We start from the raw sequence: 649 nt of genomic DNA on the forward strand, positions 1-649 counted from the left end.
TTTTTCGCGCAGGCGGAGCTCGACCGCCCTGCGAGGAAATGAAGATGTTCATCGAAGAGCATCGCGACCAGTACGGGGCTTGGCCATCGAGGCACCATCGGTCCGAGCCCGATGGCTGAGGCCGATCTGCCGTGTGCTGCCGATTGCCCCGTCCATGACCTGAGACCCGCATCTTCCTCCAGTTTGAGGTTGAGTCCGCCCCAACCAGGAGACGGACAATGAAGCGATCAAGGTTCAGCGAAGAGCAGATCATCGGGATGCTGAAGGAGCAGGAGGCGGGCATGGCGACGGCCGATGTCTGCCGCAAGCGCGGGGTCAGCACGGCGACGTTCTACAAATACAAGGCGCGGTTTGGCGGTCTTGAGGTGTCGGATGCCCGATGTCTCAGGGCGCTTGAGGACGAGAACGCCAAGCTGAAGAAGCTGCTGGCAGAGGCCATGCTCGAGCGCGCCAGTGAAGGCGCCATTGGTTCGAGCCCAATGGCGCGCGCGATCCTGAAGGATGTCGCGTCGCGAAAGTGGTAACGCCCGGCGTGAGGCGGGAAGCGGTGGCACATGTCGTGGCGTTCCACGGGGTGAGCCAACGACGGGCGTGCAAGGCTTTGGCGGTGGACCGGTCGAGCGTGCGCTATCGCAGCGTGCGACCGGAT

At 63.3% G+C, this 649-nt stretch carries 1 pseudogene and 1 other annotated feature; the pseudogene reads left to right on the plus strand.

Annotated features, from left to right (window positions below):
* Nucleotides 1–151: a sequence feature (AL1L pseudoknot), on the plus strand.
* 67 nt (nucleotides 152–218) lie between these two features.
* A pseudogene (locus FGX59_RS37235) lies at nucleotides 219–649 on the plus strand (transposase); the annotation flags it as partial.

Source organism: Poseidonocella sp. HB161398 (assembly GCF_005870025.1).
GTDB lineage: Bacteria > Pseudomonadota > Alphaproteobacteria > Rhodobacterales > Rhodobacteraceae > Mangrovicoccus.